A 21,288-nucleotide genomic window follows, 5' to 3' on the forward strand; every position below is an offset into this window, starting at 1 on the left:
CACATGGACTGGCTGCGCGACCATCCCGAAGTGAAGACGATCCGCGTGGCGGCGGCAGATCTGAACGGCGTCGCGCGCGGCAAGCGCGTGCCCGCGCGCTTCGCCGACAAGCTGCTGTCCGAGGGCACGAAGTTCCCCTATTCGGTCCTGAACATGGACATCTGGGGCGAGGATGTCGAAGACAGCCCGCTGGTCTTTCAATCGGGCGACCCTGATGGGTTGCTGCTGCCGACCGAGCGGGGCTTCATGCCGATGCCCTGGCTGGACGCGCCGACCGCACTGCTGCCGCTTTGGATGTTTCACACCGACGGGAGCCCCTATGACGGCGACCCGCGTCAGGCGCTGGCCCGCGTCTATGACCGCTACAAGGCGGCCGGGCTGACCCCCGTCGTCGCGACCGAGCTGGAATTCTTCCTGATCGACGATTCCGGCGGCCAGCTGCGCGTGCCTCCCAGCCCGCGCTCGGGCAAGCGCCGCACCGGGGCCGAGACGCTCAGCCTGCGCGCACTTGACGCCTTCGACCGGTTCTTCACCGCGCTTTACGACGCCTGCGAGGCGATGGACATTCCCGCCGACACCGCTATCTCGGAGGCCGCGCCGGGCCAGTTCGAGATCAACATGATGCATCAGGACGATCCGCTGAAGGCGGCGGATGACGCGTGGCTCTTCAAGCTGCTGGTCAAGGGCCTGGCGCGGCAATACGGCTTTGCCGGATCGTTCATGGCCAAGCCCTATAACGAATGGAACGGCTCGGGCATGCATATGCATTTCTCGATCCTCGACCGTGACGGGCAGAACATCTTCGACGATGGCAGCGAGGAAGGCTCGGCCCGGCTGCGCCATGCGGTGCAGGGCTGTCTTGCGGCGATGCCCGGCTCGACGCTGCTGTTCGCCCCGCACGAGAACAGCTATGACCGGCTGGTCCCGAATGCCCATGCGCCCACCGGCATCGGCTGGGCCTATGAAAACCGCACCTCGGCCATCCGCATCCCCTCGTCAGGGCCGAAGGCTCGCCGGATCGAACATCGCGTGGCCGGGGGCGACGTGAACCCCTATCTGACCGTCGCCGCCATTCTGGGGGCCGCGCTGAACGGGATCGAGGACGGGATCGAACCGCCCCCCGCCATTCGCGGCAACGCCTATGAGCAGGGCCTGGCGCAGCTTCCCGCGACATGGCGCGAGGCCATCGACGCCTTCGCCACCTCGCCCGAGATTGCCCGCATCTTCCCCGCCCATCTGGTCGAGAATTTCGTCATGACCAAGCGGCAGGAGTTGCATTACATGGCCGAGCTTTCGGATGATGAGACGATCGAGCTTTATCTCGACACGGTCTGAGATCAGGTCAGCACGCATGAAAAAGCCCGCCAGAACCGGCGGGCTTTTCTATGCTTCAGCCTCAGGCGCCGCTTATTCGGCGCGCAGGAAACGCTCGAAGCTTAGCATCACCGGACGCACGGCGGCGCCGGGCTGGTCGGTCTGGTTCACATCGGTCAGCGCCATGCTGTAGCGCCCCGGGGCCAGCAGGACCGGGCCCAGACGGGCATCGTTGCTGTTGTTGTAATCGTCGTTATCGGCCACGGCCTGCCCGTTGCCCGAGAAGAGCGCCAGCTTCGGATCAACCCCCAGCAGCGAGCCAAAGGCCTCGACGATGACCACGGTCGGCGTGGCGACCTCGAAGCTGTACCACTGCGCCTGGCCACCCAGAAGCGCGACCTCTTGCTTCACCTCGGCCAGGTTCAGCTCTCGCACCGGGAAGCTGCCACCCAGCGGCGGGACCAGCTCGCCCCGGCGATAAGAGCCCGCCAGATAGCTTTCGAGGTCCAGCTTGCTGGCCGAGACCCGGATCTCACCTTCCTGCGTGCCGCCGTCATAGGTGGACACGCCCATGCAATAGATGCCCGCCGGCAGCGCCGAGGGGAAATCCATGCGCGAGTTCGTGCCATCCGCATCGTCATTCTGGGCAACGATATTGCCCTGCGCGTCGAACAAGGTGGCGGTCGGGTCCAGCGAAGGGGATGCGGCGCGCAGCGTCAGTTCGGTCGGCTCGGCCAGTTCGAACCGCAAGTAGTTGACGCCATTGGCCGGAACCGACAGCGCCACATCGCCCGCAGCAACCGCCGCGTCCAATGCGCCCTCGGTCAGCTGACGCGCCTCGGTATCAGCCGTGCAGGCCATCGAGCTGCTGCCCCCGCCCGTGCTGGTGCTGGAGACCTCGAACAGCGGCGGATCGTCCTGATGGCCGATCTGAATGCCCATCTGCACGCTGTTGGAATCGTAGTTCGTCACGCGCAGGCAGTAGTCGCCCGCCGCCAGCGTCGTCTCGATGCGCGACGACAGCGTGTCCCCCGCGTCGTCGTTTTCCGCCAGCACCGAGCCGCTGCCGTCCAGCAGCGTCAGCACCGGGTCGCCGCTGCCGACGGATTCGGCCTCAAGGCGGACGAACTGCCCGTCCTCACTCACATGGAAGCCCACCAGACGCCCCGTCGCGCCGGTCGAGATCATCGTGCCCAGCGGCCCTTCCACCTGCGAGATGTTCGATTCGACATTCGACTCGCGGATCCAGGGCGCGATATCGGCACCGCATTCCGCACCGGCGGTATTGGCCTCAGCCGCTTCCGTGGGCTGGGTTTCGGCAGTCGTCTCCTGCGCCGCAGCCGGGATGGCCGAGGCGAGTGCGACGGAAAGGGTCAGGCCGGTCAGGCGGCTTAGGGACATGAACACAGGCTCCTTGAAACAAGTTGGCAAAGCTTCGCACCACCTTGCCCGCGCTGCAATGCGCATCGGCCAGAAGTATCGGATAATTCTGTAATTTACATGACGTCAGCACGGTTGGTCAGGGTTTTGTTCCAGGCATTAGGTCATTCCATTATGTGAAACTATTTGCCGATCTTTCTGCAAAATTGATGCCGAAACGCAATTTTCCCTTGCAGAATGCCTATATTTTCGTGGAACTCTGTATCCCGGAAATTCGCCCCGCCATCCACAATGTGGAGCGGGGAAAGGGCTGGGAAGAGCCCGGCTGACAGGGGGGAAGGACGATGCAACTCAACGAGTCGCAACCCGGTGCCGAACTGGCGCTTGGCGGGATCGAGGCTTTGGCCGAACCCAAGCGCGCCGAGCGATGGATGCGCCCGGTCGAGATCGTCGCCGCGGGCCTTCTGCTGGCGATGATCATCACCGTGCTTGCCAATGTCTTCTTCCGATACGTCCTGCACAAACCCCTGATCTGGGGGGATGAGGTCGCCTCGATGAGTTTCATCTGGATGGCGATGCTGGGCGCGGCTTTGGCTGTCGACCGGCACGAGCATATGAAGTTGACGATCTTCCTGCCGATGATGCCGCCGCGCCTCGCCAAGATCGCCGAGGTCGCGGGCGGCGTTCTGGTCAGCGTGTTGCTGCTGCGGCTTTTGCCCGTCGCCGTCGAATACGCCTATGAGGAAAGCTTCGTCACCTCGCCCGCGCTTGGTATCCCGATGTCCTGGCGCGCCTCGGCCCTGCCTGCGGGCATGGCGCTGATGGCGCTTCTGACGGTCTTGTCAGTGATCCGCACCCGCGAATGGGGCGCGATTATCGGGACGCTTGTCGTGGCCGGTCTGATCGTCGCGGCGCTGTGGTTCCTGCGCCCAAGCCTTCTCAGCATCGGGAACTGGAACCTGCCGATCTTCCTCGGTTTCCTCGTCATGGCGCTGCTCGCCATCGGTGTGCCCATCGCCTTCTGCTTTGCGCTCGGCACGCTGGCCTATCTGACCTTCGCCAGCAACGCCCCGATCTTCGTGATGATGGGCCGGATTGATGAGGGCATGTCCTCGCTGATCCTGCTGTCGGTGCCGGTCTTCGTCCTCTTGGGCTGCATTCTGGATGCGACCGGCATGGGCAAGGCCATAGTCAACTTCCTCGCCTCGCTGTTTGGCCATGTGAAAGCGGGGATGAGCTATGTGCTCTTGGGCTCGATGTTCCTCGTGTCGGGGATTTCGGGGTCGAAAGTCTCGGACATGGCGACCGTCGCCCCCGCGCTGTTCCCGGAAATGCGCCGCCGTGGGCATTCCCCGTCCGAGATGACCGCGCTGCTGGCGACCGGGGCCGCGATGGCCGATACCGTGCCGCCGTCCATCGTGCTGATCGTACTCGGTTCGGTCGCGGGGGTGTCGATTGCGGGCCTGTTCACCAGCGGCTTCGCGATTGCGATGGTGCTGCTGGTGATGCTCGCGATCCTTGCGCGCTGGAAGGCCCGCAAGGAAGACATGAGCGGGGTGAAGCGCGCAACCCTGCCGCTGATCCTCAAAGCCGCCGTCATCGCGATACCCGCGCTGGTCCTGCCCTTCATGATCCGCAGCCTCGTCGCCAGCGGCGTCGCCACCGCGACCGAGGTTTCGACCATCGCCGTCCTTTACGCCTTCATCATCGGCATCGTGCTTTATGGCGGCATCCCGCTGCGCAAAATGGGCACGATGCTGGTCGAAACCGCCGCGATGTCGGGGGCGATCCTGCTGATCCTCGGTGCGGCCTCATCGATGGCATGGGCCCTGACGCAATCGGGCTTTGCGCGCGATCTGATGAACCTTGTGACCGGTCTGCCGGGCGGCTGGCTGGTCTTCATGCTCGCCTCGATCGTGATCTTCCTGATCCTTGGCTGCATCCTTGAGGGCCTGCCCGCCATCGTCCTGCTCGCACCGATCATGTTCCCCATCGCGCGTGGGCTTGGCATTCATGACATCCATTACGCCATGGTCATCGTCACCGCGATGAATATCGGCCTGATGGCACCCCCCATCGGCATCGGCTTCTACATCGCCTGCAAGATCGCCAATGTCCCGGCAGAACAGGTGATGGCGAAGATCTGGCCTTATCTCGCCGCGCTGATGGTCGGGCTTCTGGCGATTGCCGCCGTGCCGTGGTTCTCGACCGCGCTTCTGTAAATATAACCTGGGAGGAGGAAACCCATGCTCATCAACCGTCGCAATATCCTGCTTGGTGCCGCCGCTGGCGCGCTGGCTGCGCCCTTCATCCGTCCGGGCGCGGCCCGCGCGGCCGAGTTCAGCTATAAGATCGCGAACAACCAGCCGCTCGAACACCCGAGCAATGTGCGTCTGGCCGAAGCCGTGAAGCGCATCCTTGAAGAAACCTCGGGCAGCGTCGACATCCAGATCTTCCCGTCGAACCAGTTGGGCGCGGATACCGATGTGCTGGGCCAGCTGCGGTCGGGCGGGGTCGAGTTCTTCCAGCTTTCGCCGGTGATCCTGTCGACGCTGGTCCCGAATGCCTCGATCAGCGGCATCGGCTTTGCCTTCCCCGATTACGACACGGTCTGGAAGGCGATGGACGGCGATCTTGGCGCCTATGCGCGCGGCCAGATCGAAGGCGCGGGTCTGGTCGTGATGGAGAAGATCTGGGACAACGGCTATCGCCAGACCACGTCCTCGAAGCACCCGATCACCACGCCCAAGGATTTCGAAGGCTTCAAGATCCGCGTGCCCGTCAGCCCGCTCTGGACCTCGATGTTCTCGGCCTTTGGTGCCGCGCCCGCTTCGATCAACTTCGCCGAGGTTTATACCGCGCTGCAGACCGGCATTGTCGACGGTCAGGAAAACCCGCTCGCGATCATGAAGGTCGCGAAGATGTGGGAGGTGCAGAAGTATCTGTCGATGACCAACCACATGTGGGACGGCTTCTGGCTGCTCGGCAACCGCCGCGCATGGGCCGCGCTGCCCGAGGATGCGCAGGCGGTTGTCGCCAAGCACTTCAACGCCTCGGCGATGGATCAGCGCGCCGATGTCATGGCGCTGAACGGCACCCTGAAGGCAGAGCTTGAAAAGGAAGGCTTCGTCTTCAACGACGTCGAACCGAAGCCGTTTGAGGACAAGCTGCGCGAGGCAGGTTTCTACGCCGAATGGAAGAAGACCTATGGCGACGAGGCATGGGCCATTCTGGAAACCGCCATCGGCCGCACGCTCGTCTGATCGGCCCGCATCGTGATCGCCGCCCCCCAAATCGCCGCTGCGCCGCCCGGACCGAAAGGACCGGGCGGCTCGCAGGCGGTTGGGCGGGCGCTGTCGATCCTGTCGCTGGTGGGCCGGGCAGGGTCCGAAGGAATCGGCCTTGCCCAGCTTGCTGATGATGCGGGGGTCGCACGCCCGACCGCGCGGCGTCTGCTGCTGGCGCTGGTTTCGGCCCGGCTGGTCGATCAGGACCCGGTCTCGCGCCGCTATCATCTGGGGCCGGAAACCTATCTGCTCGGCACCTTTGCCGCCGAACGTCACGGCATCCTGCACCATGCCCGGCCTTCAATGCTGCGACTGGCCGAGGTGACGCATGACACCGTCCTGCTGACCGCACCGCAGGATGACCATACGCTGTGCCTCGAACGGATCGAGGGCAGTTTTCCGGTCCGCACCCATGCCCTGATGAAGGGCGACCGCAAGCCTGCGGGCGTCGGCGCGGGGGCCATGGCGATCCTCGCAGCCCTGCCGCCATCCGAGGCGCAGGAGCTGCGCCAGCGTGTCGCCCATCTGATGCCGGAACTGACCGAGGCGCTGGTCGAGGATGAGGCGCAGGCCCGCCGCGATGGTTTTGCCCTGAACCGGGGCCGGATCGTGCCGGGGTCGTGGGGCTTGGGCATCGCGATTCTCTGGCCCGATGGCCGCCCCGCGGGCGCGCTTTCCATCGCCGCGATTGAAAACCGCATGCAGGACGACCGCCGCGCCGACCTCATCGCCCTTTTGCGCCGCGAGGTGGCGCTGATCGAAACCCAATTGGCCGCACTCGGCCGCACCCCTGAACGGAGAAGGACATGACCGACCCCCTGATCGTTGGCTGGGCCCATACCAAATTCGGCAAATCCGAGGCCCCCGATACGCTGGCCCTAATGGCCGAGGTCGCGCGTCCGGCGCTGGATCATGCGGGCGTTGACGCGGGTGATGTCGATGGCATCTTCGTTGGTGTCTACAATAACGGTTTTACGCGTCAGGACTTTCAGGGCGCGCTGGTCGCGATGGGCACGCCGGAACTCGCAGGCGTGCCCTTCCTGCGGACCGAAAACGCTTGCGCCACCGGCTCGGCCGCGCTTTATGCGGCGGCGGATTTCATCGCCTCGGGGCGGGGCAAGATCGCGCTGGTGATCGGGGCCGAGAAGATGACCGCGACGCCGGGCGATCAGGTCGGCGACATCCTTCTGTCCGCAAGCTACTTCCCCGAAGAAGGCGAGATTCCCGGCGGTTTCGCAGGCGTCTTTGGCCGCATCACCGATACCTATTTCCAGCGTTACGGCGACAAATCCGAAGAACTCGCGATGATCGCCGCCAAGAACCACGAAAACGGCATGCGCAACCCGTTGGCGCATATGCAAAAGCCCTTCGACTTCACTTTCTGCAACACGCCGTCCGAGAAGAACCCGCTGGTCGCAGGCCCTCTGCGGCGCACCGATTGCTCGCTGGTGTCGGACGGGGCGGCGGCGATTGTGCTGGCCGCGCCCGAGGTTGCCGAGGATCTGAAGCGCGCCATCCGCTTCCGCGCCCGCGCGCAGGCGGGCGATTTCCTCGCCCTGTCGCGCCGCGATCCCATCGCCTTCGACGGCCCGCGCCGCGCTTGGGCCAGCGCGCTGGATCAGGCCGGGCTTGGCATCATGGACCTGTCGCTGGTCGAAACCCATGACTGCTTCACCACCGCCGAGATGATCGAATACGAAGCCATGGGCCTTGCCGCGCAGGGCGAAGGCTGGCGCGCGATCCGCGACGGCGTGACCCGCTTTGACGGTGCGCTGCCGGTCAACCCCTCGGGTGGGCTGAAATCGCGCGGCCATCCCATCGGCGCGACCGGCGTGTCACAGCACGTCATGGTCGCGATGCAATTGGCGGGCGAGGCCGGCGAGATGCAGGTGGCGAACGCGAACCTCGGCGGCGTCTTCAACATGGGCGGGGCGGCCGTCGCCAGCTATTGCTCGATTCTGGAGCGCCTGAAATGACCGACCCCAAAGGCGGCCTTGCCCCGGTTTCGACCCGGGTGATGAACCTTGCCACCTTCCTGACGCAGATCGCCCGGCGCGAGCCTGATGCGATTGCCCTTGTCATGGGCGAGACTCGCTGGACTTGGGCCGAGTTCGAGGCGCGCACCGACGCGCTGGCCCATGCCCTGCAGACCCGCTTTGGCCTGCAAAAGGGCGACCGGGCGATGTGTCAGTCGCAGAACTGTCTTGAGATGATGCAGGCGATGTTCGCCGTCTGGCGCGTCGGCGCGGTGTGGGTGCCTGCGAACTTCCGCCAGACGCCGGAGGAGGTGGTTTACCTGACCCAATCCTCGGGCGCGAAGCTGATGATTTGTAATGCGGCCTTCCCCGGCCACGCGGCGGCCTGCAAGGCGGAATGTCCCGATCTGGAAACAATCCTGTCCTTCGGTGAGGCCGATTTCGGCCCCTCGGTTGAAGCAATCACCGCTGAAACCATGGGCAACCGTCCGACCGTCGCGGCGGTGGATCGTGACGATCCCTGCTGGTTCTTCTTCACCTCGGGCACGACCGGGCGGCCTAAGGCTTCCGTCCTGACGCATGGCCAGATGGCCTTCGTCGTCACCAATCATCTGGCCGATCTGATGCCCGGCCTGACCTCGGACGACGCCTCGCTGGTCGTCGCCCCTCTGTCGCATGGCGCGGGCGTCCACCAGCTGACGCAGATCGCGCGCGGCGTGAAAACCGTGCTGCTGCCCTCCGAGCGTTTCGACGTGGCCGAGGTCTGGGATCTGATCCGCGAATGGCGCGTCTCGACCATGTTCACGGTGCCGACCATCGTGAAGCTGCTGGTCGAGCATCCCTCGACCGCGATTGCCGATCATTCCTCACTGCGCTATATCATCTATGCGGGCGCGCCGATGTACCGGGTCGATCAGCAAAAGGCGCTGCGGACGCTTGGCAAGGTGCTGGTCCAATATTTCGGCCTTGGCGAATGCACCGGCAATATCACGGTTTTGCCTGCGTATATGCACGACGCGGACGACAGCCCAACGGTCCGGCTTGGCACCTGCGGCTTTGCGCGCACGGGGATCGAGGTGCAGATTCAGGACGATCAGGGGGCCGAGCTTCCCCCCGGCCAGACCGGCGAGATCTGCTGTATCGGCCCCGCGGTCTTCGCGGGCTACTACCAGAACCCCACCGCCAATGCGAAATCCTTCCGCAACGGCTGGTTCCGCACCGGCGACCTTGGGCATATGGACGAGCAGGGCTTTCTGTTCATCACGGGCCGCGAATCCGACATGTATATCTCGGGCGGCTCGAACGTTTACCCGCGCGAAATCGAGGAAAAGCTGCTGACCCATCCCGCCATCACCGAGGTCGCGATCCTTGGCGTCCCCGACCCCCTCTGGGGCGAGATTGGCTGGGCCGTCTGCGTCGGCCAAGGCGTGACCGAGGCCGAGGTGCTGGCGTTCCTTGAGGGCAAACTCTCGCGCTACAAGATGCCGAAGCGGGTGATCTTCTGGGACGCGCTGCCGAAATCGGCTTACGGCAAGATCACCAAGAAGATGATCCGCGAGGAGCTGGAAGCGCGCGGGCTGATCGGCGAAGGCGTCTCGGCGTGAAGCGCGGCATGATCCATCCCGGCCCCCGCGCGGCGGAACGCGCTCAGGTGCGGCGCGCCAGGCTGATCCCCGTCACCGGCACATTGCGCGCGGGCCAGACGGTGATGCAGGCGGTGACGGCGCTTTTCGCGGCGCATGGCTGCAAGGGCGGGACGCTCAGCCTTGACGGCGTGACCTGTGATCCGATGCGCTTCGTGCTGCCCGCGCTGTCTACGGATGGCCTGCACGCCGCTTGGTATTCGGAGACGCACGCGCCGGAGGGCCGCTGGACCATCCGCAATTCCTCTGCCTCGATTGGTCAAAAGGACGGCGCGACCTTCCTGCATTGCCATGGCATCTGGTCCGATGGCGGGGCGGATTGGATGGGCCACCTGCTGCCCCTTGATGCGGTGATTGCGGAGGATGCCGAGGTTTCGGGCCTTGGTTCTGCCGGAACGTGGTTTGAAGCACTTCCCGACGCGGAGACCGCCTTCACCCTCTTCACTCCCGAAGGCGGCGACGACGGCCCCGCGCTCTTCGTCCGCATCCTGCCGGGCGAGGATGTGGTGACCGCGATTGAAACCATCGCCGCCGCGCATGGCATTCGGAACGCCGCGCTGCATGCGGTTGGCAGCATCGACCATATTCATTTCGCCGAAGGGCACCGCATGGATTGCCTCGCGACGGAACTGCGTTTCAACGCCGCGCGCCTGACAGATGGCGCGGCGCATATCCCCATCGATGTCGTCGATATCGACGGCACCATTGCATTTGGCACGCTGACCAAGGGCGCGAACCCGGTCGGCGTGACGCTTGAACTTCTCATCGAACCCAAGGACTGAGCAGATGAACAAAGTCGCCATCGTCACCGGCGGATGCCGCGGCATCGGGCTTGCCTCAACCGAGATCTTCCTCGAACAGGGCTGGCGCGTCGCCATGGTCGACCGCGACACCGAGGAGTTGCACAAAGTCGCATCCGGCATGGAAAACGTGCTGGCGGTCGAAGCCGATATCTCGGACCCCGCACAGGTCGACCGCATGGTGGCTGAAGTTACCGACGCCTTCGGGCGCATCGACGCGCTGGTCAACAATGCAGGCGTCGCGCTGTTTTCCCGCACGAGCCAGACCAGTTTCGAGGCGTGGCGCGAGGTCATGGCCACGAACCTTGATGGCGTGTTCCTCTGCACCCAAGCCGCGACCGAGGAACTGGCGAAAACCAAGGGCGCGATCGTCAACATCGCCTCGATCTCCGGCCTGCGCGCCTCGACCCTGCGCGTGGCCTATGGCACCTCGAAAGCGGCGGTGATCCACCTGACCAAGCAATTCGCCGCGGAACTGGGTGAGCTGGGCATTCGCGTCAACTGCGTGGCCCCCGGGCCTGTGCGCACGAAGCTCGCGATGGCCGTCCACGCGCCGGAAATCATCAGCGCCTATTACGACGCGATCCCGCTCAACCGCTATGGCGAGGCGCGTGAGATTGCCGAGGCGGTGGTGTTTCTCTGCAGCGACAAGGCCAGCTTCATCTCCGGCCAGACGCTGGCGGCAGATGGCGGTTTCGACGCGACCGGCGTTGGCCTGCCCGCGATGCGCCGGGGCGATGATCTGAAATAAGTGCCCTGCCCGCCACGGTCTTCTGTGGCGGGCAGAGGTTTCACCTGCAGCGCCTTTCTATCTCAGATCATCCGGCACCGGGGTCTGCGGCGTGGCGGTAGCCCCGCCCGCCTCAAGGCTTTCGGCCAGCCGCATCAGCGAAATCGCTTCAGCGCGATAGCCGAAGGGGTCCGCCCCCTTGCCCGATTGCGCCAGCGCAATGGCATCATCCCAGCCCCAGTCGCCCAGATAGGTCGCGCCCGTCAGCAGCTGGCCGAACCCGGCAATCGCCGCTGCAAAGCGCGCGTCATCATCGGCGGCCCCACCTGCAAGGATCGGCGTCTCGAGCAGTTGCGACGCACCCTCGCCCGGAGCCTTGTAGCGCATGCGCAGGAAGCCCAACTCCTCGCTTGCCCCCTTGGCCGCCTGCCCAGCTGACTGATAGCGCAGGTTGTCGTTCAGAAGCGCCGGGCTGTCCGGTGCCGTGACCTCGTAAAGCGCGGTGACCGAGTGACCCGCACCCAGCTCGCCCGCGTCGACCTTGTCATTGTTGAAATCCTCGCGCCGCAGGGCCCGCGTCTCATAGCCGATCAGGCGATATTCGGCGACCTTGGCAGGGTTCCATTCGACCTGCAGCTTCACATCATCGGCAATCGGGAACAGCGCGCCCGACAACTGGTCGACCAGCACCTTCTGCGCCTCTTGCAGCGTGTCGATATAGGCCGCCTGCCCGTTCCCCTTCTGCGCCAGCGCCTGCATCGTGGCATCGTCCAGATTGCCACGCCCGAAGCCCAGAACCGACAGATAGGTGCCCGCTTTCCGCTTGCGCGCGATATAATCCTCAAGCCCCTTCGGGTCCGAGATGCCGACGTTGAAATCGCCATCCGTCGCCAGCAGGATGCGCGAAACCTCGCCCTCGGCGGTCATGCTTTCGGCGGTGCGATAGGCCAGCTCCAGCCCCTCTGCCCCGTTGGTCGAGCCGCCCGCGTCCAGCCGGTCCAGCGCCTGCAGGATCTTCGCGCTGTCGGAGGCATGGGTCGGCGGCAGAACCTCACCCGCCGATCCCGCATAGGCGACAATCGCCACCTGATCTTCGGGACGCAGCTGGCCCAGCATCATGCGCAGCGATTGCTTCAGCAGTGGCAGCTTGTCGGCATCCTGCATCGAGCCCGAGGTGTCGATCAGAAACACCAGGTTCAGCGCCGGGCGGTCCGCAATCGCGGGCATCCGCCCCTGCAGCCCGATCCGCACCAGCTGCGTCCCGGCATTCCAGGGCGTCGGCATGACCTCGACCGAGGCCTTGAAGGGCGCGGCATCCTGCGGGCCAGGCGCGGGATAGCCATAGGGGAAATAGTTCACCATTTCCTCGATGCGGACAGCCTCGGCGGGCGGCAGGCGGCCCGACATCAGGCTGTCGCGCACCACCGCATAAGACGCCGTGTCGATATCCGCCGAGAAGGTCGAGACCGGCTCTTCCGCCGTCACCTTCACCGGGTTCGCGTCCTCATTGGCGAAGGCTTCGCTGTCGGTCGCGGGCGGGAACGGCAGGTCGATCATATCGGCCGGAGCGGCGGAGGGCGCGACCATATTGCCGACCGCCATATCGGCCATCGCCCCTTCCGCCATCATCTGGGGCTGGGCAGCTTGCGGCGTGGCTAGCCGCCGCGTTTCCTTTGCACGGGCCGCGGGCGCGCCTGCCGCCGGCGCAGGCGCAACTTCCGCCATCGGCGCAGGCTCAGACCGCGCGATCTCATCGCTCGCGCCCACCGGGGGCTGCGGCATCGGCGCGGGGGCCTGCTCGACGGGCGCGGGCACGGTCCCGAACTGCTGTTGCGGTAGGACAATGAACAGGCCGATGCAGAGCGCCGCCGCCGAGGTGGTGACGGCCAAAGCCTGCTTGCTGGTCAGATAGGAAAACATGTGACGAACTCCTGTCAGAAAACCCGCCCGTTTCGGGGGGCGGTCCTGACTGGGACGCATCTGGCTGTCGGTTTCCTTGGCAAGCCGGTCAAAATTTTCCATCGACCGTGCCAGAGCCGCGCGTTTCGCCGCCGGATCGGGCTTGGGGGCCCGCTCGCGCAGGGCACGGGACAGGCGGTCGAGTTCGTCCTTCGGATCGGTGGTCATCTTGTCTCCTCCTGCGCGACAGCACGGAGCTTTTTCTTCACTTCGGACATGCGCCAGGCGACGGTGCCCTCGGAGAGGCCCAGCACCTCGGCCGCCTCGGCCTGTGACAGGCCCTCTCCCAGGATCAGGGCGACGGTGTCGCGCAACTCCTCCGAAAGGCTCGCCATCGCGCCCTGCAACCAGTCCTGGCCTTCGGCCTCGGCGGCGATGTCGGCCTGCCTCGCCTTCTCCCAATCGCCCCAGCCAAGCGCGGCCTTCGCATGGGTCGCAGCGCGCCTGCGCCGGTCATGGGCCGCGTTGACCGCGACCCGGTAAAGCCAGGTTGTCAGCCGCGCGTCGTTCCGCCAGCCGCGCAGCTTCGCGGGCAGCGCGGCAAAGATGTCCTGGGTCAGATCCTCGGCCTCGGATTGCTGCCCGGTCAGGCGCCAGCAGAGCGCGAAAATGCGGTCATAATGCCGCTCGACCAGGTCGGCATAGGCCGCCCGGTCGCCGCCTGCCGCAGCCATTGCCAGCGCTTCATCCGAGACTGTCATCTGCATCACGATCAATATGACGCAGCCACGCGCCGGTTCCTTGGATAGCAGCGCATATTTTTTTCACAAGCTGGTGGAGGGGAGCGGGGCGGACCTCAGCCCTCGCGGCGTAGGGACGAGCGCCTTGGCACAAGGCTTGGGACGGGCACGGGAGTCACCCCCGGCGCGCCCTCGATATGCGCCAGCAGCAGCGCAACTGCCGCCTCGGCCAGTTGCGAGAGGTGCAGGTCCAAAGCCGTCAGGGGCGGCTCCGAGAGCTTGGCCCGAAGCCCGTCGTAGCGCGTCGCAATCGACAGCTCTCCGGGAATGGATTTCCCAAGGTCCTTCGCCGCGGCCACCGCACCAGAGGCGAAGGCATCGACCGGAACCAGCAGCCCGTTGATCTCGGGGTGGTCGCGCAGCAGGTGGGTGACAAGCTCTTTCGCCCCACCCTCGCCCTTCGCCTCGTCAAGCAGCAGGGCCTGCGGGGAAAAGCCCTGCGTCGCGGCAAATTCGGCATAGATGCGGCGTGCCTCAAGATGGCTCGTCCGCTCACTCGCTCCGGTCAGGAGCGCGATCTGCCGTGCGCCATTCTCCCACAAATGGTCGAGGAGAAGCCGCGTCCCCTCCGCCGAATACAGGTCAATCGCCGGAATATCCTCGCGCTCTGGCACTTTGCCGATGGTCACGACCGGGGTGCGTCGCGCCTCGAAATGGCGGACCAGTGGGTCATCGCGTTCGGGCTCGACCAGAATGACGCCGTCGAAGCCCATCTGGTTCAGGTTCGCGGGCGAGGGCTGCGGCGGGATCAGACAAAGCGCAATGTCGCGGCTGAAAGCGGCCATGGCAGCGGAGGCCGCGATCTCCATCAGAAAGCCAAGCCGCGAGGGACCGGCCGCCACCGCAAAAGGCATCGAGGAGGCAAGCGCGATGGTCCCAGTCCGACCGCTGCGCAATTGCTGCGCGACGCTGCTGGGGTGATAGCCCAACTCCTGCGCAATCGCATGGATGCGTTCGCGGGTGGCGGGATCGACGTGACGTCGGCCGCTGAAAGCATGCGACACCGTCGTCACCGACAGACCTGCCGCCTTGGCCACGTCAGAGATTGTCGGCTTGCCCATTTCCCCACCGCTTTCAACATCTTTTGCCCAGACTAACCGATTTGCGTGGCGCTGACAAAACGATTTGCACGAATCGATCTTCGTGCTACGCAAACCAATAACAAAACGATTTGCATAAGCAGACGACCCACCTCCTGACAGGGAAACAGCCATGAATTCACCCAATGCCGAATTGACCCCCTACGACCCGGTTGACGAAAAGCTGCCGCTGCAAAAGCTGGTGCTCTATGGGCTTCAGCATGTGCTGGTCATGGCCGCCTCGCCGATCACGGCGGTCTTTCTGGTCGCGCAGACGCTTGGCTTCGACAGCGCCATGACCGTCTCGATCATCAGCGCGACGTTCCTCGTCTGCGGGATCGGCTCGATCCTGCAAAGCTTCGGCCCCGGAGGGTTTGGCGCACGGCTGCCCTTCATCATGGTGCCGGGCGGCGCGCCGATTGCGATTTTCCTCGCGATTGCCACGCAGACCGATGTGCAGACCGCTGTTGGCGCGGTGATCATGACCGCGATCTTCTATCTGCTGGCGCTGCCGGTCTTTCGCAGGCTCTTGCGGTTCTTCCCGCCGATTGTTGTGGGGACGATGCTGCTTTTGGTCTCGGTCAACCTGATCAAGGTTTATGGCGGTACGATCACCGGACGGCCAGATACGCCGGGCTTTGCCGATCCGGTCAACACCTTGCTGGCGCTGGCCACCATCATCCTGACGGTGGTCTTTTCGCGCGTCTTTACCGGAACCATGCAGCGGATCTCGGTCATGCTGGGTCTGATCGCGGGAACGGTTCTGGCCGCGCTTTTGGGTCGGGTCGAGCTGGCAGGCGTGATGGACGGGCCGCTAATCGCCGTCCCGCATCTCTTCCCCTTCGGCATGCCGAAATTCGATATCATCGCCTCGCTGCCTTTGATCGTCTTCTCGATCATCTCCATGGCCGAGGCGACCGGACAGACCATCGCCACCGCTGAAATCGTGGGCCGCAAGGGCGATGCGCAGGCGATCGTGCCCGCGACCATCCGGGGCGATGCGGTGATCTCGCTGCTTGGCGGGATGTTCGGGACGTCGCTGATCATCACCTCGGGCGAAAATGTCGGCATCGTTCGCGCGACCGGGGTGCGCTCGCGCTATGTCACGGCCATGGCCGGGGTCATCCTGATCCTGATCGCGCTGATTGCCCCCGTCTCGCGGCTTTCGAGCCTACTGCCCGGTTCGGTCGTCGGCGGCACGGCGGTCATCGTCTTCGCAATCATCGGCGTCATCGGCATCAACCTGCTGTCGAGGGTCGATCTGCGCAGCCATGCGGCCATGTTCACGCTGGCCTCGGGGCTGGCGATGGGTCTGATGCCGATCCTTGTGCCCGGCATTTACAGCCAGTTTCCGCAATGGTCGCAGATGATCCTTGGAAACGGGCTTGCCATGGGCACCATCACCGCCGCCATCGTCAATGCGATGTTCCAATTCGGCGGCTCCACCCAATCCCAGAAGGAAACCGCCTGATGGCCAATCTTGATCCGCTTCGCAATCTGAAGGGCGATGTCATCTTCCGGCCCGGCCGCCTGTTCGTCGAGAGCGGCCCGCAACCGGGGCTGGCCGTCCTGATCCGCGCGGGTAAATTCGCCGAGATCGGCGCGGCGGAGGATCTGACCGCCCGCCACCCCGACCTGCCGGTCATCGACCTGCCCGAGCATCTGCTGATGCCCGGCTTCATCGACACCCATACCCATCTAACGCAATCTTTGGGGAAGTCGCTGGTCTTCGGCGAGCCCTCCGAGATCTTTCGCCGCATCTGGGTTCCGCTGGAGGGCAGTCTGGATGCGCATATGGTCGGCCTCTCGTCCCAGCTTGCCGCGCTGGAATGTCTGCGCGGCGGCTTTACCTCGGCGGTCGATGCGGGCACGCGCTCGGCTGGCCATATCGGGATGCTGGTCGATGCCGCGCGTCAGACCGGACTGCGGCTGGTGGTCGGACAGATCTGCAACGATCTTGGCGGCGCGGCTGTGGTGCCGGACCGGGCCGAGATCCTGCGCATCGCGGCCGCCCATCTGGCCGCCTATGCCTCGGACCCGCTGATCCATCCATCCCTCGCGATCTCGATCCCCGAGGTCGGCTCGGATGAAATGCTGCGCGATGTTTTGCAAATGTGCGCGGATGCCGGGGCGATCTTCCAGACCCATGTGAACGAGCATCTGGTTGCGGTCGAACGCTCGCTGGTCGCGAATGGCCGCCGTCCGCTGGAACATCTGGCCCATATCGGCGCGCTTGGCCCGCAGGTGCTGATCGCCCATTCGACGCTGGTGACGCCTTCCGAGCTGAAGATCCTGGCCGAGACCGGAACGGCGGTCGCCTATAACCCCGTCGCCTCGGTCTGGAAGGGCAATGCCATCGCGCCCGCGCTGCAAATGGCGAGCATGGGGATCCGTTTCGGGCTTGGCACCGACGGCACCCGCGCCGATGGGTTCCGGCTGATGGATGCGGGCGAAAGCCTGCAGCGCGCGGGCTATGGGCTGGCTTCGGGCGACGGCTCTTGCGGAGGCGGCTGGTTGTGGCTGGAGGCCGCGACCAGCATGGCCGCCGATGCGAGCGGGCTTGGTGGCGTCACGGGCCGGATTGCGCCGGGCCTTGCCGCAGATTTCCTGCTGATCGATCTGGACCGGCCCGAATTCACCCCCTCGCATGATCTGACATGGGAGTTGGTGCGCTATGGCAACCGCGACCAGATCGACGCGGTCTTTACCAATGGGCAGTTGCGGCTGCTGCAGGGCTGGCCGGTCGATTGGGACGCCCGCGCCCTGATGCAGGAGATCCGCGAGACCAGCGCCAAGGCCATTGCCAATGCGCCGATCCACCGCGTTCATCCAACCGCCGATTCCATCCTTGAAGCACGTGTGAAATGACCATTCTGACCTTCCTCGGCCTGTCTCTGGCCGTTGGCCTGTCCGCCTTTATCCAGGGCAGCGTCGGCATCGGCTTCGCCCTGATCATGGCGCCGATCTTCGCCTTCGTCGCGCCGTCCTATCTGCCGGTGGCTCTGCTGATCCTGATGCTGCCCTTGAACTTTCTGGTCTTCTTCCGCGAACGCGAGGCGACGGATTGGCCCGGCGCAAGCTGGATCATGGTCGGCCGCTTCTTCGGAACCTTTCTGGGCATGTGGGTTCTGGTCGCCCTGTCCCTACGCCAGCTAGAGGTCGCGGTCGGTCTGTTCACTGTCCTTGCCGCGCTGATTGCGCTGATGGCGCCGCCCTTCAACCCTACCAAAGGCTCGGCGCTTGGCATCGGCCTGTTCACCGGCGTCACCGAGACCGCAACGGGAATCGGCGGTCCCCCGCTCGCACTGCTATATCAACATGCTGCGGGGCCGGTGCTGCGTTCGACCGTCGCGCTCTGCTTTCTGGCGGGCGAGGTGATCTCGCTGGTCATCCTCGCCATCTCGGGCGCAGTTCACGCCGCGCAGATCACCGCCGCTGCCTATCTGATCCCGGCGACGCTGGTTGGAACCGTGCTGTCGCGCCTGTCGCATGCCCGCATCAACGGCCCGGCCCTGCGTATGGCGGTGCTGATTTTCTCGATCGCGAGTGGTGTGATCCTGATGTTGAAAGGGTAGTGCGACAGATCGGGACCGCCAGATCGCCACACCCGGTCGCGAAAGATATTGATGGCGGCGCTGCATCGATCTATCAAGTCAATAACTATTGAGGAGTTGATTCGATGGATGAAGAGCTGGCCCTTGCGGCCTTTGCAGCTCTGTCGCAGGAGACCCGGCTGCGTGTCGTGCGCCTGCTGGTTCAGGCGGGCCCCGAGGGAATGGCTGCCGGCGCCATCGGAGAGGCTCTGGGCGGCGCGACCACCTCGCGGCTCTCTTTCCACCTGACCCATCTGGAACATGCCGGGCTAGTCCAGTCGCGCCGCGTGGGGCGCTTCATCATCTACAGCGCGATCTATCCGGCCTTGGCGGGGCTGGTCGGTTTTCTGATGAGGGACTGCTGCCAAGGTCATCCCGAAATCTGCGCCCCGGCTGTCGCGGCGCTGAGCTGCGCCTGCGGCGAACCTGCGAAGGACTGATCATGGACGTCATTATCTATCACAACCCGGACTGCGGCACCTCGCGCAATGTGCTGGCGATGATCCGCAATGCGGGGGTTGAGCCGCATGTCATCGAATATCTGAAATCCCCGCCCTCGCGCGCCATGCTTGAGGCGCTGATCGCCCGCATGGGCATTTCGACCCGCGATCTGCTGCGCGAAAAGGGGACGCCTTATGGCGAGCTTGGCCTAGGCGATCCCGCCCTGTCCGATGACGATTTGCTGGACGCTATGGTCGCCCATCCGATCCTGATGAACCGTCCCGTCGTGGTCAGCCCGAAAGGCGTTCGCCTCTGCCGGCCGTCGGAACTGGTGCTGGACCTGCTGCCGCCACAACAAGCCGCTTTCACCAAGGAAGACGGCGAGGCGGTGGTCGATGCCCAAGGCCATCGCGTTACCTCGGGGGCGCAGGAATGACTGCCCGCGCCCGCCTGTCCTTCCTCGACCGTTACCTGACGTTGTGGATATTCGCGGCGATGGCGCTTGGCATCCTGCTCGGCACCGTCTTCACCGGCCTGCCCGAGGCGCTGAATGCGATGACCATCGGCTCAACCAATATCCCGATTGCCATCGGCCTGATCCTGATGATGTATCCGCCGCTTGCGAAAGTCCGATATGAGGAACTGCCGCAGGTCTTCGCCGACAAGCGCGTGTTGGTCCTGTCGCTGGTCCAGAACTGGCTGATCGGGCCGGTGCTGATGTTCGTTCTGGCGGTTATTTTCCTGCGCGATCAGCCGGAATATATGACCGGGTTGATCCTAATCGGCCTCGCCCGCTGCATCGCGATGGTGCTGGTCTGGAACCAGCTCGCGCGCGGCGACAACCAATATGTCGCGGGGCTCGTCGCCTTCAATTCGATCTTCCAGATCCTGTTTTTCTCGACCTATGCGTGGTTCTTTCTGACCGTCCTGCCGCCGCTTTTCGGGCTTGAAGGCAGTGTCATCGACGTAGGCTTCTGGACAGTGACCGAGGCCGTGCTGATCTATCTCGGCATCCCCTTCCTCGCCGGTTATCTGACCCGCCGCGTGCTGGTCGGTCGCAAGGGCGCCGCGTGGTATCAAGACGTGTTCTTACCAAAAATCAGCCCGATCACGCTTGCAGCACTTCTTTTCACCATCGTCGCGATGTTCAGCCTGAAGGGCGGAGAGGTCGTGCGCCTGCCGCTCGATGTCGCGCGGATCGCGGTGCCGCTGGTGCTTTATTTCTTGATCCAGTTCCTTGTCAGCTTCGCTTTGGGGCGGCTGATCGCCAAGGACTATCCCCGCACCACCGCCATCGCCTTCACCGCGGCGGGCAATAATTTCGAATTGGCGATTGCGGTCGCGATTGCCGCTTACGGCCTCGCCTCGCCCGTAGCCTTCGCCGCCGTCATCGGGCCGCTGGTCGAGGTGCCGGTGCTGATCCTGCTCGTCAATGTCGCGCTGCGCCTTGGCGCGAACTGGTTTCCCGAAGACAACGCCTTGAAGGAGATCCGCGCATGATCCCCGATCTGCCAAACCTGTCCCCCGCCGCAGATCGCCGCCCGGACCTGCCCATCGTTCCGCGTTCGACCCATCCGCCGCGTATTCTGCTGCTTTACGGCTCGCTCCGCGAACGGTCCTATTCGCGCTTCGCGACGCTGGAGGCTGAACGCATCCTCCAGCATTTCGGCTGCGAGACGCGGGTTTTTCACGCCAATGGCCTGCCCCTGCCCGATGATGCCGCCGCCGATCACCCGAAGGTGCAGGAGCTGCGCGAACTGTGCCTCTGGTCCGAAGGGCAAGTCTGGACCAGCCCCGAACGTCACGGCGCGATGACCGGCGTCATGAAATCGCAGATCGACTGGATCCCGCTGAGCATGGGCGCCATCCGTCCGACGCAAGGGCGGACGCTGGCCGTCATGCAGGTCTCGGGCGGATCGCAAAGCTTCAATGCGGTCAATCAGATGCGCGTGCTCGGGCGCTGGATGCGGATGCTGACCATCCCGAACCAATCTTCGGTCGCCAAAGCCTATGACGAGTTCGATGAGGCAGGCCGCATGCGTCCCTCAAGCTATTACGACCGGATCGTCGATGTGATGGAGGAACTGGTGCGCTTTACGCTGCTGACCCGCGACCACGCCACACATCTGGTCGACCGTTATTCCGAGCGGAAAGAGGCCTTGCCGATTGACGCTACGCTTGCGCGGGAACAGATCATCGAGACGCCCGCCTCCTGCTGCGGCGGTCCGGCGAAAGCCAGAATCGACGCTTGCTGTAAGCAGGATGAGGAAGCCAAGAATGCCGGCGCGGTGGGTTGCGGGTGTGGGGCGAGTTGATTGCAACTATTAACCGAGCGAGGCGCTGATA

18 protein-coding genes and 1 pseudogene are annotated in these 21,288 nt (G+C 64.5%); 15 read left to right on the forward strand and 4 right to left on the reverse strand.

Annotated features, from left to right (window positions below; all coding sequences use genetic code 11):
- Positions 1 to 3 precede the first annotated feature (3 nt).
- Positions 4 to 1,335 carry a glutamine synthetase family protein gene (locus IQ24_RS18610; RefSeq protein WP_145399809.1) on the forward strand — a complete coding sequence of 444 codons (1,332 nt, stop codon included), beginning with the start codon at positions 4 to 6 and terminating at the stop codon, positions 1,333 to 1,335.
- A 72-nt stretch (positions 1,336 to 1,407) separates the two neighbouring features.
- Here IQ24_RS18610 and IQ24_RS18615 read toward each other — a convergent pair whose 3' ends face one another.
- On the reverse strand, positions 1,408 to 2,715 hold the full coding sequence (locus tag IQ24_RS18615) for a DVUA0089 family protein (RefSeq protein WP_145399811.1): 1,308 nt from the start codon (positions 2,713 to 2,715) through the stop codon (positions 1,408 to 1,410).
- Positions 2,716 to 3,038: 323 nt separating this feature from the next.
- On the opposite strand from IQ24_RS18615, the gene IQ24_RS18620 reads away from it, so the two are divergent.
- The 7 genes from IQ24_RS18620 to IQ24_RS18650 are packed head-to-tail and all read left to right on the forward strand — an operon-like array spanning position 3,039 to position 11,151.
- Positions 3,039 to 4,916 (forward strand): TRAP transporter large permease, encoded by a 1,878-nt coding sequence (locus IQ24_RS18620; RefSeq protein WP_145399813.1) that lies wholly within the window; start codon positions 3,039 to 3,041, stop codon positions 4,914 to 4,916.
- Between the two features lie 24 nt (positions 4,917 to 4,940).
- Positions 4,941 to 5,957, forward strand: a complete 1,017-nt coding sequence (locus tag IQ24_RS18625; protein ID WP_145399815.1) for a TRAP transporter substrate-binding protein — start codon at positions 4,941 to 4,943, stop codon at positions 5,955 to 5,957.
- Positions 5,958 to 5,969: 12 nt separating this feature from the next.
- Positions 5,970 to 6,791 carry an IclR family transcriptional regulator gene (locus IQ24_RS18630; RefSeq protein ID WP_145399817.1) on the forward strand — a complete coding sequence of 274 codons (822 nt, stop codon included), beginning with the start codon at positions 5,970 to 5,972 and terminating at the stop codon, positions 6,789 to 6,791.
- Positions 6,788 to 7,957 carry an acetyl-CoA acetyltransferase gene (locus tag IQ24_RS18635; RefSeq protein ID WP_145399819.1) on the forward strand — a complete coding sequence of 390 codons (1,170 nt, stop codon included), beginning with the start codon at positions 6,788 to 6,790 and terminating at the stop codon, positions 7,955 to 7,957. The genes IQ24_RS18630 and IQ24_RS18635 overlap by 4 nt, the downstream gene beginning before the upstream one ends.
- Positions 7,954 to 9,561, forward strand: coding sequence for an acyl-CoA synthetase (locus IQ24_RS18640; protein ID WP_145399820.1), 1,608 nt, complete (start codon positions 7,954 to 7,956; stop codon positions 9,559 to 9,561). Before IQ24_RS18635 ends, IQ24_RS18640 begins: the two co-directional genes overlap by 4 nt.
- On the forward strand, positions 9,558 to 10,382 hold the full coding sequence (locus IQ24_RS18645) for a PCC domain-containing protein (protein ID WP_242008338.1): 825 nt from the start codon (positions 9,558 to 9,560) through the stop codon (positions 10,380 to 10,382). Before IQ24_RS18640 ends, IQ24_RS18645 begins: the two co-directional genes overlap by 4 nt.
- 4 nt (positions 10,383 to 10,386) lie before the next feature.
- Positions 10,387 to 11,151: an SDR family NAD(P)-dependent oxidoreductase gene (locus tag IQ24_RS18650; RefSeq protein ID WP_145399822.1), complete on the forward strand. Its 765-nt coding sequence runs from the start codon at positions 10,387 to 10,389 to the stop codon at positions 11,149 to 11,151.
- Between the two features lie 57 nt (positions 11,152 to 11,208).
- On the opposite strand, the gene IQ24_RS18655 is transcribed toward IQ24_RS18650, so the two are convergent.
- The 3 genes from IQ24_RS18655 to IQ24_RS18665 form a co-directional block, all read right to left on the reverse strand.
- Entirely contained in the window at positions 11,209 to 13,152 is a 1,944-nt protein-coding gene (locus IQ24_RS18655; protein ID WP_422386291.1) for a vWA domain-containing protein, read from the reverse strand.
- A gap of 101 nt (positions 13,153 to 13,253) precedes the next feature.
- Positions 13,254 to 13,790: an RNA polymerase sigma factor gene (locus IQ24_RS18660; RefSeq protein WP_145399894.1), complete on the reverse strand. Its 537-nt coding sequence runs from the start codon at positions 13,788 to 13,790 to the stop codon at positions 13,254 to 13,256.
- A 95-nt stretch (positions 13,791 to 13,885) separates the two neighbouring features.
- On the reverse strand, positions 13,886 to 14,890 hold the full coding sequence (locus tag IQ24_RS18665) for a LacI family DNA-binding transcriptional regulator (protein ID WP_145399826.1): 1,005 nt from the start codon (positions 14,888 to 14,890) through the stop codon (positions 13,886 to 13,888).
- Between the two features lie 151 nt (positions 14,891 to 15,041).
- Between IQ24_RS18665 and IQ24_RS18670 the strand changes: the two genes are divergently transcribed.
- From IQ24_RS18670 to arsH, 7 genes and pseudogenes are all read left to right on the forward strand, one after another.
- Positions 15,042 to 16,379 carry a uracil-xanthine permease family protein gene (locus tag IQ24_RS18670; protein ID WP_145399828.1) on the forward strand — a complete coding sequence of 446 codons (1,338 nt, stop codon included), beginning with the start codon at positions 15,042 to 15,044 and terminating at the stop codon, positions 16,377 to 16,379.
- Positions 16,379 to 17,776, forward strand: a complete 1,398-nt coding sequence (locus IQ24_RS18675) for an amidohydrolase family protein (RefSeq protein ID WP_145399830.1) — start codon at positions 16,379 to 16,381, stop codon at positions 17,774 to 17,776. Before IQ24_RS18670 ends, IQ24_RS18675 begins: the two co-directional genes overlap by 1 nt.
- Entirely contained in the window at positions 17,773 to 18,483 is a 711-nt protein-coding gene (locus tag IQ24_RS18680; protein WP_145399832.1) for a sulfite exporter TauE/SafE family protein, read from the forward strand. The genes IQ24_RS18675 and IQ24_RS18680 overlap by 4 nt, the downstream gene beginning before the upstream one ends.
- Before the next feature lie 104 nt (positions 18,484 to 18,587).
- Entirely contained in the window at positions 18,588 to 18,941 is a 354-nt protein-coding gene (locus tag IQ24_RS18685) for an ArsR/SmtB family transcription factor (RefSeq protein WP_145399834.1), read from the forward strand.
- 2 nt (positions 18,942 to 18,943) lie between these two features.
- Positions 18,944 to 19,378 carry an arsenate reductase (glutaredoxin) gene (arsC, locus tag IQ24_RS18690; RefSeq protein WP_145399836.1) on the forward strand — a complete coding sequence of 145 codons (435 nt, stop codon included), beginning with the start codon at positions 18,944 to 18,946 and terminating at the stop codon, positions 19,376 to 19,378.
- Positions 19,375 to 20,442, forward strand: a complete 1,068-nt coding sequence (arsB, locus tag IQ24_RS18695; protein WP_145399838.1) for an ACR3 family arsenite efflux transporter — start codon at positions 19,375 to 19,377, stop codon at positions 20,440 to 20,442. The genes arsC and arsB overlap by 4 nt, the downstream gene beginning before the upstream one ends.
- Positions 20,439 to 21,101, forward strand: a pseudogene (gene arsH / locus IQ24_RS18700) (arsenical resistance protein ArsH); the annotation flags it as partial. The gene arsB and the pseudogene arsH, both read left to right, overlap by 4 nt.
- Positions 21,102 to 21,288: the final 187 nt, after the last annotated feature.

The sequence above is a fragment of the Paracoccus sulfuroxidans genome (assembly GCF_007830335.1).
In the GTDB taxonomy this organism is placed as follows: Bacteria; Pseudomonadota; Alphaproteobacteria; order Rhodobacterales; family Rhodobacteraceae; genus Paracoccus; species Paracoccus sulfuroxidans.